The following is a 13901-nucleotide window of genomic DNA, read 5'->3' on the forward strand; positions in this document are numbered from 1 at the left end:
AAATGATTTCCCCCGCTGGCGCTACCGCTCCAACGGGGGAAATTTATGCTTCATGTGCGACCTTTAACAGGCCTGTATTTTGATAAGTATTAGACGGGCAAGAAGGTCGGAATGACTGGGCCGCCGACTTCCATCGGATACCGCGTTCCACTTGACGTGTAGAAGAACAACACGCCAGCAAACGAGCTATCGACGTCATAGGCAAGACCCGAAAGACGTTCCGTATCCCACCGCGCATCCTGAACGGTGACGGTGATATCCTTGGTTTCGCCGGGCTGAATCGGAGAGTTATCGCTCAGCGTCAGACCGCGTTCCGCCAACAGATAGTCTGGGTAGTCGACCTTGGTGGTGAAAACATCAGGGTTCAAGAAGCGAAGACCAGCGGTATTGAATTCGCCGATCCGGACCGGTTCCTTGCCTTCGTTGGTGATCTTGAAATTGGCCACCAACTCACGGCCTGGCACCTTATAGGATCCACCCAAATATTTGATCTTAAGCGGTCCCGAGTCTACTTCACCCGCGAGAGCCTGGATATTGTGGAAATCACCAGCCTGCAGCGGAATCGTATTCGGATAGCTGCTCGCCGTGATTGCATAGAAGATGATAACCGTACCAAGAACCGCGGCGAGGCTGACTGCCCCGACGATGCGCTCCTGAGGCGTGATGATCACATCTTCCGCCTGTCCGGATGCGACCGCGACGAAGCGGCCGATCAAGCCACGCTTGCTGAACCAATAGGCCATCCACGCAACGGCGGCGACGGCCCAAAGGAGATGCCACAGATAAATGCGGCCCAGCTGGTAGGTCTCGATATCGACCGTGGTGCCATTCAACAATTTCACCGGATCGGTGAAGTCGTTAAAATTGCCCTTGATGTCGATATATTGACCCGGTCCAGGAATCGGGCCGCCGGTCTCGACGCTCAATTGGACGTGAGTATGCCAGTGGCCAGGGCGCCGGGCTCTGAGAAGGACCCGGAACTCGTAGGTTTCACCAACCTTAAGCATCATCGAACGAGGCGTAAACGTTCCGCCGACCCAAACACCTTCGCGGTTAGCGACGGCGCCGGGCTGCCCGGTGTTAACAAACGCGCGCTCCGGAATCCGGACCGCCGCCGGCCAAGCGTTCATGATGTGAAGCTTGCCGGTGATTTCATACTCTTCGTTGACCTGAACGCTGGTCTTCGACCATTTCAAATCATACCAGTTCAACGTCCGCATCCGGAGGAACGCCGCTTGCGATTTCTCGCCATGGGCGTCGGCCGGGCCAGTGGCTACCATCGTCACGGCGAGTCCGGCAGCCAAACCGAGGGCCCAAAGCCTCCCCGCTTGGCGCTTCGCGTGCCGCGCCAGTAGATCAAACATAGTTGTTTTCATTGTTAACTCCCCACACGGCAAAGCCGTGCCATTTATTAGTTCTCAGAAAATCGACCTCAAGTCCCCTTCGGGACCGTGCGGCGGCGGGTTAGATTTTCGCCATATATTTCACAGTGGAGAACATCTTACCGACGTACCACCACACGAAATACACGATGATCGAAACGAACCCGGAGAAGAACGACGACACACCGACGACGTCCTTACCGAATGTACGCATCGTGCCGCGTTCGATAATTCTGATGTATTCCGGCATCGAGGTACGAACATAGTGGAAGCCGATGATGTCGGCCAAGCTCATCAGGTTTCCATATTGCTCGCTTGCCTGATGGAAGGGAGCCAGGATTACCCAATTGTTCGAGTACATGAGCAGCGAGAAGCCCATCGATCCGACAATCGCGGTGACAATGAAGCTCTTGCTCAACAGCAACACAATGTCGATATACAGCGCCATTGGAATGATCGAGGTCGGCCAGCAAAGAGTGATCGGGAAGAAGGTCCAACCCCAGAAGCTGACATAACGATCAATCCATTCGCCGACGAGCAGGGCGAGACAGACGAAGGTCGCGCCAAACGGCAGCCGGAAATTTTCCCAGAAGAAATACTGGGCGGCGGCCACGAAGGTGATGAGCATGATTGGGAGCACGGTCGGCCAGAAGCGCCGGTCTTTCCAATCGATCCAGAAGTCCCAGTCGCCTGCCGTGAGCATGAAATGCACATGGTAGCCGCCGATCATGATCAGAAACAGAGCGATCACGAGCAGCAGATCGGCGGACTTGACGGCCTGCGCGGCTTCTGCGCGGGACGTAAACGGCGAACCCGATACCGCACCCATCGCGCCTACGTTAGGAGCGGCGACGGGCGGGTTTGAGCCGGCGCCGCCTTCGATTCCCGGCGATGCCGGGATCGATTCGGTCACCGGACCAGGCCCGGCCTTAAATGATTTATCTCGTAGCATACTATCCTCCCAGTTACTCCCCCCGGACCGTATCGCCGGATTAGCGGAGTAAATTACAGTTGGCATAGAAATTATTTCCAGCCCGGGCACGGCCACTCCCCGGAAAAGCTCAAATCCGGGTCGTGGCCGCAGCCTATTGGGCTGAACGCTTCGCGGTCAGACCAAGGGGGTCCTCAACACGAGCGCTTAGTTTATTCCGCCGGTTCGACACCGAGCAGGTCTTCGTAGCCTTTGCAGAGCTCGCCAACGCGGCCGAGGATCTGCAGGGCAACGCCGAACACCGCAAGCGAGAACCAGCCAAAGAACACAAACATCCAGTGCAGCGGAGCAACAAACAGTTCCTCCATGAACCAGAAGGTGTGGCCCCATTCATTGAGCCCGACGTTCGGGAAGATCATGAACGGGCCGACGAACAGCAGAACGTAAGCAACCGACCAGCCCTTGAGCGCGAAGGTCGGGAGCCGGGTCCGCGCATACATGAAGCCGCCCACGCCGACGACGATATACATCGGATAGCTCATATAGAACTCGATGATATGGCTCGGGGTGAAGTCGGTGTCACGGATGACGGTCATGTGCCAGGTGCCGTCCTGCTCGGTGAAGTAGCTGGCGCCCCAGTAAATCGCGACGCCATAAATGAGGATCCACTCGAGCAGAGTGAAGATGCGCTGCATTTCGACGCGCGGCTGGACACTTGCGATGTCCCTGTCGCGGGTCTTCCACATCCAGCCCACGAGGGCGAGGAAGGAGATCAATTCGACCGGTTCCTCGATGTAGAGGATGGTCATCCAGTAGGTGGTGAACTCGGGCGCGAAGGAATCGAGCCCGGCGTACCAGCCAAAAACTTGCTCATAGATGCGCACGCCGACATAGAAGGTGCAGATCGCGAGCGTGCCGATAACGGACAATCTCCCGTCGAGAAGCGGCGTCTCGGCGACGGCCGCAGCCTCGCCGGTACGCGCAGTTCCAGTTACTAAGCTCATGTCATTTGCCTCTTTGCTGTTGAGGATTAAGGCTGGTCATGCCCCAGCTGAAAACCTTGCGTCCACTCAAATTATGACCGGAGCAATTGCAATCGCCGACGCCAATGAACGACCAGTTTATCCCATCGCATGTTTAGAACCCCCCTTGAGACGGGACAACATACTGCTGGGCAGGAGCATATACAGCCTGAGTGAATAGGTATAACCTACCCTTAGGGGTAGGTTCATACAGAGACTTAGGGCGTCTCTGCTTTTGCCCTCCACCGGCAGGCGCTTGATTGGCTTCTCCGACACGTAAAAAGGCCACAAGTTGGTTCCTGAAATAATTACAGTAAATAATATAGGAAAATCATAAAATTGAGGCCAAAAACGTAATCTTAGAATGTTATGTATTATGTTATTTGCTATATTTTGAGGCTTTTACTAATGCATGCTAATAAATTAATCGTGTTATTGCTTTAGCGTCGCGCTTGATCCTGGCAGGGATGGCAAGAAGGCACTCATTATGAGGGTATTTACGTCAGATCACTCGCGATCACGAATGGGATTTCTTTGAGTTTAGGATCTGCCGGGAATTCGGTTAAATGTGCCATCCTTGCGGAGCTATGACGATGAATTCTTGGGTGGTTTTTGGCGTGGAGCAAAAAAATTGCGCTGCTGGCCGGCATTGCGGCGGATTTGCAGAAAAATCCTTCTCGCGATGCCGCGTCTTGCTTAGTATTGCACTTTACAACGCAATTTTTATTTTCGTCATTATGGCCGTCCTCACGCCGCCGGACTTCGCACAGGCAGGTCCGGGACTTTGCCCCAACTCAGGAAACCGCCGCGGCAAGGTCGCATCGGTAAATGAGCGGCTCGAATTGACCCTCACGGACAGGATCCGGCTCAAAATCGCAGGCGTCGAACCGCCCCATCCGACACCAGAAAACAGTGAACTCGACATATTGTCGCGCGACCGGCTCGCCCAATGGCTGGTCGGACAAGACATCGCCTTTCAGCCAATTGAGCCAGGTCTCGATCGCTGGGGACGCCTGCCAGCCTTTGTGTTTGCTCCCCGTCAAGACGTAAGCGAGAGGCAAGACGATCCGTTATTGCCGGTCGGGGAAGCGCTTCTTGATGCCGGCCTCGCCCGTTATGAACCCGGCCCGGCGACTCATGCCTGCAAAGCATCCCTGCTTGCCGCAGAAGCCGCCGCGCGAGGAGCCGCCCTTGGCCTTTGGGCGGATCCGTATTATGCGGTCATCGCTGCCACAGATCACCCGTCCTTCGCCGAGAAATTTGGCACGGCGGTGATTGTCGAGGGCCGCATCACCGCAATCGCCGACCGGAGACCGCGTATCATGCTCTATTTTGGGCCACGTCCGGGCTGGGATTTTTCAGCCGCGGTTTTCCAGCAAAGCGGCAAAGCGTTTGAAGAGAGTTATGCAAGTATCGCCGCCTTCAATGGGCGTAACGTCCGCGTGCGTGGGCTGCTTGATGGCCGCTTTGGGCCACAAATCGAGATTTCAGATCCCGATGAGATCGAGGTGATCGAAAGCCAGCCCAACGTTGAAGCGGTACCGTCCCGCACCCCGGCACCGAGATAGGGCGCCTGCAAATGGGTTTTTTGGGGACCATCGCCCGTTCGAGGCGAGCAGATACCAGGTTCCGGCGCGGCTTTGGAGCACCCCTAACGGCCATGCTGGTCACCGCGCTCATGCTTGCCGCCTGCGCGTCAATGGAACCGCAAGACAGCACACCTTTCAACGCGGCGGCACCGGTGCCGCCGCCCCGCTCCCCCGCCGTCGATGAGAAAACATCGGTGGAGCACCGGCGTATGATCGCCTTGTTCGACGGCGAATATAAATATCCGCAAGCCGAAACTTATCTTAACAACATTCTGGAAAAGCTCGCCAAGGCGGACGAGGGCGCGGCTGAACCCTATCGCATCACGATCCTGAATTCACCGACAGTCAATGCCTTCGCGCTGCCGCCGGGCAATGTCTATGTAACGAGAGGCCTTCTCGCGCTTGCCAGCGACGCTTCGGAGGTCGCCGCCGTGATGGCGCATGAAATCGCCCACATCACCGCGAAACATGCACGGCAGCGGGAGGAAGAGGAAAAACGCGCGGCGGTGATCAGCCAGGCCGCGAGTGTCGTTCAAAGCAAGCAGAAGAGCCAAGAGGTCGAGGCACTGGCGCAGCGCACGATCGCCAGCTTTTCCCGTCAGCAGGAACTCGAAGCCGATCAAATCGGCATAAGGGTTAGCGCGAAGGCGGGATTCGATCCTTATGGAGCCGCCCGCTTCCTCGCCGCGCTTGGCCGTTCCGCCGCGCTTCGCGGCTCCCTGATGAGCCAATACGCGAGCGCCGGGAAGCCAGATATTCTGGCGACACATCCCTCGACACCTGACCGGGTCGCGCAAGCCATCAACGCTGCGCGGCAGATTGGCGCTCCGGGTATTGGCAAGACCGACCGGGCTCCCTATCTTGCCGCCATCGACGGCATGACCTTTGGCGACGATCCCGCCGAAGGCGCAATTCGCGGCAACAAGTTCTTGCATGGCCGGCTCGGGTTTGCGCTTATCGCTCCCGAAGGGTTCGTCCTCGAAAACGCCTCCCAAGCCTTGCTAGGCATTAAGGCCGGGGGCGCCGAGGCTCTGCGTGTCGATAGCGTTAGCGTGCCGCAATCGACATCGCTTAAAGCCTATATTGCCAGCGGCTGGATCGACGGACTGAATGACAGTTCCATCGAGACCACGGAAATCAACGGCATGCCGGCGGCGACCGCCACAGCGAGCGCTGGCGAATGGAGTTTTCTTCTCGCGGTCATCCGCTTCGAACCGGAGCGTATCTACCGACTAATCTTCGCCACACGCGTGTTGACGGACGATGCCAAGACACGCTTCCGTTCTTCGATCGAGTCCTTTCATCGTGTTTCCGCCGACGAAGTGAAAGCCGTTCGGCCTTTGCGGATTGCGATCGGCACGGCCAAGCCCGGCGATAGTGCCGAAACATTCGCCGCGCGGATGGCCATGCCAGACCGGCCCCTCGACTATTTTCTGCTGATCAACAGTCTGACGCGCGGCGAGACCTTGCAACGCGGGGAGCGCTATAAGATAGTCGTCGAATAGTGTTCTTAGAAGATTTCGCTAGGAAATTTACCGCCATGCGCCTGGTCTGGCTGCTCCTTCTCGTCCCTCTCGCCGCCGTGGCTTGGGTGCCCTTCTATAACCGTACCGCCCCCGAACTGTCTGGTTTCCCTTTTTTCTACTGGTATCAGTTGCTTTGGGTGCCGATCACATCCTTTTTGACATATATCGTCTACCGGAAGACCCGCGATGACAGCTAACATCGACTGGGCCGCGCTCGCCGTCTTCGTTTTCTTTTTCGCCCTCGTCACGGTCTTGGGTTTCGCGGCGGCGCATTGGCGGCGTCCGAAGACCCTTGCGCATCTCGACGAATGGGGCCTTGGGGGCCGCCAGTTCGGCACCTGGATCACCTGGTTCCTGATCGGCGGCGACATCTACACGGCCTACACCATGATCGCGGTGCCGGCGCTCGTCTATGCGGTGGGCGCCTATGGATTCTTCGCCGTGCCCTACACGATCCTTGTCTATCCATTCGTGTTCGCGGTCATGCCGCTGCTGTGGAAAGTCGCGAAGGACAACAATTATGTGACCGCCGGCGATGTCGTTTACGGCCGCTATGGGTGCCGCCCGCTCGAACTCGCCGTGGCACTGACCGGCGTCATCGCGACGATGCCTTATATCGCGTTGCAACTGGTGGGTATGGAGGCGGTGATCGAAGCTCTCGGGATCAAGGGAGAACTCCCTCTCGTCGCCGCGTTTCTAATTCTCGCGCTTTATACCTATTCCTCCGGCCTGCGGGCGCCGGCGCTCATCGCCTTCGTCAAGGATACGATGATCTATATCGTGGTGCTCGCCGCGGTCTTGCTGGTTCCCTACAAGCTTGGCGGCTATGGCGCCGTTTTCGAGGCCGCCGGCGCCGCGTTCAAGGCAAAAGGCTCGGGCGGGCTCTTGCTCGCCCCCGCACAATACGCGCCCTATGTGAGCGTCGCGCTCGGTTCGGCGCTGGCTCTTTTCATGTATCCGCACGCCTTGACAGGCATCTTGGCATGCCGGAGCGCCGATACCATTCGCAAGAACGCGATCCTTCTCCCCGCCTATTCGATCGTGCTGGCGCTCGTCGCCTTGATGGGTTTGATGGGCCACGCGGCGGGTTTGAAGCTTACGAACAACAATGAAGTTGTGCCGCTGCTCTTTAAAATCCTCTTTCCGGGATGGTTCGCCGGTTTCGCTTTCGCGGCGATCGCGATCGGCGCCCTGGTCCCCGCGGCGATCATGAGCATCGGCGCCGCCAACCTCTTCACCCGCAATTTTTGGAAAGCCTATATCAATCCCGGCGTCACCCATGCCGGGGAGGCGGCAGTCGCGAAGATCGCTTCGCTCGCCGTCAAGGCCGGTGCGCTCCTGGTGATTTTGTTTCTGCCAACGCAGTTCGCCCTCGATCTGCAATTGCTGGGCGGTATCTGGATTTTGCAAATCTTTCCCTCGGTAATTTTCGGCCTCTATACGGGCTGGTTCCGGGCTTACGGCTTACTGCTTGGATGGGCTGCCGGTATCTTATGCGGCAGCTGGCTTGTCTGGCTGGATAATTTCAAGCCGCTGCATTCGCTGCATGCCGGCTCAGCGAGCATTACGCTCTATTCTGGCCTGCTCGCGCTCGCTGTCAACATTGCGGTCGCAATTATCGTGACCGCCGTGCTCGGACGCGCCGCGCGCGGGGACCGGAAATTGGCGCGGGCCGGCTGACGGCGGTCTCGCGAACCATCAATATCCCGCCGCCAAAGTGCCGCGTTGCCTGGTATCGGCCGCGCCCATCAGCACGCCGTTGGCGCGAAGAATGCTTTGGGCCGAACCCCAGGCGTCATGGACCACGACCTTATGCCCCAGGGCTTCGAGCAACCGGATCGTATCGCGGTTTAAACCGCGTTCGGCCTGCAATTCATCCGGCAATCCCTGATGATGAATGCGCACCGCCTCGGTCGCCTCGGCGAGATTCATGCCAAAATCAATAATGTCGAGGATGATTTCCGTGACGATCGTGATGATCCGCGACCCGCCCGGCGAGCCCGTCACCAATTCGAGTTCGCCGTCGCGAAAGAGCATCGTCGGCGCCATCGATGACAGTGGCCGTTTGCGGGGGGCGGGCGCATTGGCGGCACCGCCAACCAGACCAAAGGCATTTGGCACCCCTGGCTTGGCGGCGAAATCATCCAGCTCATTGTTGAGGAGAACGCCCGTTCCCTCGGCGACGAGGCCGACGCCATAGGAAAAATTCAAGGTGTAGGTATTCGCCACCGCATTGCCATCGCTATCCACGATTGAAAAATGCGTCGTCTGGTCGCTTTCATAAGGAGCCGGATCGCGTGGTTTAATATCCGCCGCGGGCCGCGCGCGCGCCGTCGAAATCTGCGCCCGCAATTTTTCCGCATAGGCTTTCGAAATCAAGCCGCCGACGGGAATTTTAACCTGATCGGGATCGCCGAGATATTCGGCCCGGTCGGCGTAGGCCAATTTCATGGCTTCGGCCAACAGATGAATGGTCGCAGCCGAATTGGCGCCTTGCCTGGCGAGCGGAAACCCTTCGAGCAAATTGAGAAGTTCGATGATATGCACCCCGCCCGACGAGGGCGGCGGCACGGAGGCGATCTCGTAGCCGCGATAGGTGCCATGCACGGGCTCCCGTTCGACTGCGCGGTAGGATTTGAGATCGTCCAGCGTCATCTTGCCGCCCGTCGCGCGCACGCTGGCGATGATTTTCTCCGCCACAGGCCCTTCGTAGAAGGCACGCTCGCCGTCGCGCCCGATGGCTTCCAGAACGGAGGCCAGATCGGATTGAACGAGCCTGTCTCCGCGCGTCAGCGGGCTTCCATCCGCATGAAGGAAAATCCGGGCCGACGACGGCCAGCGTTTCAAGCGGGATTGAACATTGGGCAGCGAATCAGCGAGATCATCCTCGACGTCAATGCCGGAGCGGGCGAGCGCGACGGCGGGGGCGGCAAGCTTGGCGAGCGAGAATTTTCCCGAGCCATAGTTGCGCAATGCGAGCGACAGGCCAGCGACGGTTCCAGGCACGCCCACGGCAAGCCCGCTGTCGCGCGATCGCGAAGCCACTGCCTCGCCCTCCGCATTGAGGAACACGTCACGCGGGGTATCGGCCGGTGCGGCTTCACGATAATCGATGACGACGCTTTTTCGCTCCTTGGCAAGATAGACGAGCATGAAACCGCCGCCGCCAAGGTTTCCGGCGCGCGGCAAGGTTACGGCGAGCGCCAGCCCGGTTGCGACCGCCGCGTCGATCGCATTGCCCCCGCGCCGGAGTATATCGACGCCGATTTTCGCTGCCTTCGCTTCCTGCGCGGCAACCATGCCATGGCTGGCCAGGACCGGCAGAAATCGCGCGCCTTGCGAGATGATCGGCGGCGGCAGTGGCTGTTCGGCTTGCGAGGCAAAAGGAACGACAAGATATGCCGCAACGAGCACGCCAGCACGAAGCATCATACGTGGCGCTCGCCAGGGACTTGCTTGAAACATTGAGATGCTCATGACTCGTCGCTATGGACTGCGATGAGAGAAAGGAAGATCGCGGCGTAACGAACAGCCTTGTCCGGCCCAATTCCCGGAATGGCAAGCATATCTTCGCGGGTTTTGGGGCGCGCTCGCGCCATTTCGATCAAAACTTTGTCATGAAAAATGATAAAGGCGGGCAGCTTTTGCTCCCGCGCAACTTCAAGGCGCTTGGCTTTGAGGGCGGCAAGCAAGCGATTTTCCTTGGCGGTCAGGCGCACCACATCGCTATCTGTTTTGGCGGGCTCGAACGCTTGGCGCGGTAACGCAGGATCCTTGGCCTGCGCAACCACGATCTCTTGCAAACTGCGCCGCACGGCCACTTTGCGCCCGCTCGGCAAGCGAATATCTCCGCGCAAGCTCAAAGGCGCCTCGCCCGAGAGCACGGCACGTCCATCTTTCGTAATGATCCAACGATCGCGATCTTCAGGGTCTTGCGCGATCAGCTTCGCTGCGTGAAGCTGATAAAAAATGCTTCGCCATTCGGCCGGATTGAACTCCTTGCCAACGCCGAAGGTCGGCAGCAAATCATGACCGTGCCGCCGGATCGCATCACTTGCGTGCCCAACAAGAAGATTGGCAAGGTGACCAGGGAAAAATCGTCCCGATGTCCGGTGAATGGCGGACATGATTTTCTGCGCTGCTATGGCTCCGTTGAAGCGCGGCCATTTGCCATCGCAAATATCGCAATTACCGCAAGGCTTCGATGTCTCGCCAAAAGCCGCGAGCAGGGTCTGACGGCGGCAATGCGGGGTTTCGCATAAGGCAATCAAAGCATTGAGCTTGCGTTTCTCGATCAGCTTGCGGTCTCGCGGCGCCACGCTTGCGGAAATTTGCTGCTCGCGGAGCCTGATATCGGCGTCGCTGAATAAGGTAAGCGTTTCCGCCGGCAAGCCGTCGCGCCCGGCGCGGCCGATTTCCTGATAATAGGCTTCGATGCTCTGCGGTAAATCAGCGTGGCAGACAAAACGGACGTCGGGTTTGTCGATCCCCATGCCGAAGGCAATGGTGGCGACGATGACGACGCCCTCATGACGCAGGAATTCATCCTGGCGCGCCGATCTCATTCCAGCTTCAAGGCCGGCGTGATAGGCGAGTGCTAGAACACCTTTCTGGCCGAGGTACTCCGCGAGCTTCTCGACACCCTTGCGCGAGTTGCAATAGATAATGCCGCTGTGGCCTTTATGACGCGCGATCATCGATTCGATTTGCCGCGTGGCATCGGTCTTACGCGCCATCGAAAGATGCAAGTTTGGTCTGTCGAAGGAGCGCACGAAAATTTGTGGAGGAACGGCAAAGAGTTTTTTGACGATGTCGGCACGGGTCGGCTCATCGGCGGTCGCCGTGACCGCGATGAGCTGCACGTGACCGATCGCCCGCGCCACTTCGGCAAGGCTAAGATATTCAGGCCGGAAATCGTGCCCCCATTGCGAGACGCAATGCGCCTCGTCGATGGCGAACACATCGGCTCCCGCCGCACGGAGCAACTCTGCTGTATCCGCACGCGCGAGTCGCTCTGGCGCGACATAAAGGATGCGATAGCGGCGGCGCCGGAGGCCCGCCTCGATCTCCGAATTATCTTCCCCGCTGTTCGAGGAATTTAGCGCGGCGGCGGCAATCCCGCGCGCTTGCAGCTGCTGCACCTGATCGCGCATCAGGGCGATTAGCGGCGACACGACGACCGTCAGCCCCCTGCGCACGATCGCCGGCAATTGGTAGAGAAGCGACTTACCAGCCCCGGTCGGCATCACTGCGAGGATATGTTCGCCGGCGAACACGGCTTTGAGAATTTCCTCTTGTCCAGGACGGAATTCTGTAAAGCCGAAAACCCGCGTGAGCGCTTCTTTCGCCTCGTCGATGTGCGCGTTCACAGCGTCCCCGTTCCGCAAATCTTCGAGTGCGATTTGCTCTAGAACCGTTACATCAAACGTTCCCATCAGGCTGGTTATTCTGTGACTCTGAGCAACTTATCCACGAATGGAGTTACCAACTCCTCCTGCAATATGGTGAATTGCTCCAAAGATGGCTCGTTAAGAGTATCTGGAGAGATGATCTTTCTTACCCACTTGTCATAGAAATACGCAACATCGATCGCCGTATCAAAATTTGGTACCGGCCTGGAAAAATTTAACTCACGGTGTGCTACGAAATTGTCTTGAAAATCTTTGAAGCTTTTCCAGTACTTTTCCCAGGCTGCCTTATCCAAATTAAGCTCCTGGAACAGCCCATCACGGAAGCTCTGAATAAGCTCTTTTGATTGCTTTTTAGATAATTGTTTCCAGTGCGTTGGATTGCAACCATCAGAACCGAACACCATGCACCAGTTTATCGTGGCGGCAAACAAATGGGCTTCGATAGTCATGTGCCAAAATCTATTGTGTAACCGACGTTCCGTGTAGCCCTTGCAGAGGGTCCTATAATAGGTCAGGTGGTAGATGAAACAATCTACGATGTTGTACTGGTGCGTGAATACATCCTGTTTGTAATTCATGGTGATTGCGCCTAACAATGAACCCCATTCGTCATAAGAGCTCGAATCGTTTCTTTCATTTTCGCGGCTCGCGCGCCTGTCATGGCGCCGCGCGGCGCCTCGATTGTCCGGTCGGCGACAAGCCGTCCCGGCGCCGGGGACAAGACAATGATCCGGTCGGCGACCGCGATCGCCTCCTCGACATCATGGGTAACGATGAGGGTGGTCGCCTTGCGCTTCAAAACGAGCGCCAGCAGCTCTTCGCGCAGCCGCGCCGCGAGCGCGGCATCGAGCGAGACGAAAGGCTCATCGAGGAGGAGAAGATCGGGTTTGACCGCGAACGCCCGGGCGATCGCCACGCGGCGGGCGAGCCCAAGCGATAATTCGCTGGGGAAATGGTCGAGATGTTTGGAAAGGTGCAAGGCCGCGACGATCTCGGCGAGTTCGCTCTCGCTTGATGTTCCAACAAGGCGTAGGTTTTGCGCGACGCTCCGCCACGGCAACAGCCTTGGTTCCTGGAAAACCATGCCGATCTTATTCCGGGAGGGTAAGACAAGCCGGCCTTCGAAAGCGGTGTCGATCTTCGCGACAATCCGCAAAAGCGTTGTCTTACCGCAACCAGACGGGCCCAACAGGGCACAGACCTCACCTTGCCGCAAAGTGAAGGCGACATCGCGCAAGATGTCGCGCGTTTGCCCGTACGCTGTTTGCAGCGTCTTCCGGGAAATGAAAACCTCAAGCTCCATGCGGCCGCCGCCAGCGCGAGACATGCTGTTCGAACGGTTGCACAACGAGTGTTTCGATCGCCAGCATGAGCCCGACAAAGGGCAATGCGTAAGCCAAGAGCCGTGTCACATCGAACAGCTGGAACGCGATGCCGATCTCGAAACCGACACCGTTCGAACGGCCGATCAATTCGACGACAAGGACAATTTTCCACACGAGCGAAAGACCCGAGCGCATCGCCGCCGCGATGTAAGGCGCAAGTTGTGGCAAGACGACTTCTCTTGCTTTCGTGCCCCAAGATAAGCCAAAGAGCTCGGCCATTTCATCGAGGTTTTTGTCACGGGCACGAGCACCTTCGCGCAAAGTGACCGCCGTATTTGGCAATTTGTTGAGAGCCACGGCTCCAATTGCCGCTGTCTCAGTCAGCCCGATCCAAATATAGGCGAGGACGATAACGACGAGCGCTGGGAGGTTCAAGAGTACGATCACTATAGGATCGAACAAGCGGTCAATCGTCTTGTTGCTGCCCATGGCCACGCCGAGTGCGGTCCCGAACACCATCGCGAGGGCAAAAGACGCCGCGACGCGGGCAAGCGTGATCCCGAAGTTCAAAAACAGGGCGCCTGACCACGCCTCGGTGGCGATGACCGACACGACGGCAAGCGGGGGCGGCAGCGTGCCGGGCAAAGCGAAGCGCGAACCCATTTGCCAAGCAGCCAGCAAAAGGAGCAGCGGCATAAGCCGGATCAATAGGGCT

The 13901-nt window shown here is 57.9% G+C and carries 12 protein-coding genes; 4 read left to right on the forward strand and 8 right to left on the reverse strand.

Translation table 11 applies throughout. From position 1 onward, the window contains the following. Window positions 1–89 precede the first annotated feature (89 nt). The 3 genes from amoB to amoC all read right to left on the reverse strand — a co-directional run bounded on the left by amoB (window position 90) and on the right by amoC (window position 3317). Window positions 90–1376, reverse strand: coding sequence for a bacterial ammonia monooxygenase, subunit AmoB (gene amoB, locus QEV83_RS09610; RefSeq protein WP_280127535.1), 1287 nt, complete (start codon window positions 1374–1376; stop codon window positions 90–92). A gap of 88 nt (window positions 1377–1464) precedes the next feature. After that, window positions 1465–2295, reverse strand: a complete 831-nt coding sequence (gene amoA, locus QEV83_RS09615) for a bacterial ammonia monooxygenase, subunit AmoA (RefSeq protein ID WP_348273214.1) — start codon at window positions 2293–2295, stop codon at window positions 1465–1467. A gap of 230 nt (window positions 2296–2525) precedes the next feature. After that, window positions 2526–3317, reverse strand: a complete 792-nt coding sequence (gene amoC, locus QEV83_RS09620; RefSeq protein ID WP_280127536.1) for a bacterial ammonia monooxygenase, subunit AmoC — start codon at window positions 3315–3317, stop codon at window positions 2526–2528. Between the two features lie 710 nt (window positions 3318–4027). Here amoC and QEV83_RS09625 point away from each other — a divergent pair. Genes QEV83_RS09625 through QEV83_RS09640 form a run of 4 tightly spaced genes read left to right on the forward strand, consistent with a single transcriptional unit; the run spans window position 4028 to window position 8130 of the window. After that, window positions 4028–4903 (forward strand): hypothetical protein, encoded by an 876-nt coding sequence (locus QEV83_RS09625; protein ID WP_280127537.1) that lies wholly within the window; start codon window positions 4028–4030, stop codon window positions 4901–4903. 11 nt (window positions 4904–4914) lie between these two features. Beyond that, a complete protein-coding gene (locus QEV83_RS09630; RefSeq protein WP_280127538.1) occupies window positions 4915–6429 on the forward strand; it encodes a M48 family metalloprotease in 1515 nt (504 codons plus the stop codon). A 35-nt stretch (window positions 6430–6464) separates the two neighbouring features. Continuing rightward, on the forward strand, window positions 6465–6647 hold the full coding sequence (locus QEV83_RS09635) for a DUF3311 domain-containing protein (protein WP_280127539.1): 183 nt from the start codon (window positions 6465–6467) through the stop codon (window positions 6645–6647). Next, window positions 6637–8130 (forward strand): sodium:solute symporter family protein, encoded by a 1494-nt coding sequence (locus QEV83_RS09640; RefSeq protein ID WP_280127540.1) that lies wholly within the window; start codon window positions 6637–6639, stop codon window positions 8128–8130. The genes QEV83_RS09635 and QEV83_RS09640 overlap by 11 nt, the downstream gene beginning before the upstream one ends. Before the next feature lie 18 nt (window positions 8131–8148). Here QEV83_RS09640 and ggt read toward each other — a convergent pair whose 3' ends face one another. The 5 genes from ggt to QEV83_RS09665 all read right to left on the reverse strand — a co-directional run bounded on the left by ggt (window position 8149) and on the right by QEV83_RS09665 (window position 13894). Then, a complete protein-coding gene (ggt, locus tag QEV83_RS09645; protein ID WP_280127541.1) occupies window positions 8149–9915 on the reverse strand; it encodes a gamma-glutamyltransferase in 1767 nt (588 codons plus the stop codon). Window positions 9916–9923: 8 nt separating this feature from the next. Further along, window positions 9924–11885, reverse strand: coding sequence for a DNA helicase RecQ (gene recQ / locus QEV83_RS09650; RefSeq protein WP_280127542.1), 1962 nt, complete (start codon window positions 11883–11885; stop codon window positions 9924–9926). An 8-nt stretch (window positions 11886–11893) separates the two neighbouring features. Beyond that, window positions 11894–12310, reverse strand: coding sequence for a hypothetical protein (locus tag QEV83_RS09655; protein ID WP_280127543.1), 417 nt, complete (start codon window positions 12308–12310; stop codon window positions 11894–11896). A 140-nt stretch (window positions 12311–12450) separates the two neighbouring features. Next, a complete protein-coding gene (locus QEV83_RS09660; protein ID WP_280127544.1) occupies window positions 12451–13164 on the reverse strand; it encodes an ATP-binding cassette domain-containing protein in 714 nt (237 codons plus the stop codon). After that, on the reverse strand, window positions 13154–13894 hold the full coding sequence (locus QEV83_RS09665) for an ABC transporter permease (RefSeq protein WP_280131014.1): 741 nt from the start codon (window positions 13892–13894) through the stop codon (window positions 13154–13156). Before QEV83_RS09665 ends, QEV83_RS09660 begins: the two co-directional genes overlap by 11 nt. Between the last annotated feature and the right edge of the window lie 7 nt (window positions 13895–13901).

It is taken from the genome of Methylocapsa sp. D3K7 (assembly GCF_029855125.1).
GTDB lineage: Bacteria > Pseudomonadota > Alphaproteobacteria > Rhizobiales > Beijerinckiaceae > Methylocapsa.